This is a genomic window from Halomonas marinisediminis, assembly GCF_004347715.1.
GTDB classification, from domain to species: Bacteria; Pseudomonadota; Gammaproteobacteria; order Pseudomonadales; family Halomonadaceae; genus Halomonas; species Halomonas icarae.
This window is the reverse complement of the sequence record NZ_SLTR01000595.1, coordinates 1-256: the sequence shown is the minus strand read 5'-3', so window position 1 is coordinate 256 and position 256 is coordinate 1. Positions and strand designations below refer to the sequence as shown.

Sequence of the window (256 nt, the reverse complement as noted above, 5' to 3'; positions counted from 1 at the left end):
GCCGCCAGCGCGCGCGGGAGCTCGGGCGCCGGGTGGGCCGTCAGCGCGGAATGGAGCAGCGTCCCCTGCCCCAGGCCATGCGCCAGCGCGTGGTATTTCGCCACCACCGCATCGCAGTCGAGCACCAGCGTCGGACGGTCGAAGATCCGGCCGTCGATAAAGCCGCGCAGGCGCGCTTCCACGGTGTCGATGGGTGCAAGGGGACGGGGACGGGCGAGCCCGGGGACGTAAGCGTTCGTGGTCATGCCCATCAGCC

At 71.9% G+C, this 256-nt stretch carries 1 protein-coding gene; it reads right to left on the bottom strand.

Translation table 11 applies throughout. The features are described 5' to 3' along the window. The coding region (locus tag E0702_RS17930; RefSeq protein ID WP_205742114.1) for a hypothetical protein at nucleotides 1-245 on the bottom strand (245 nt) is incomplete at its 3' end. Nucleotides 246-256: the final 11 nt, after the last annotated feature.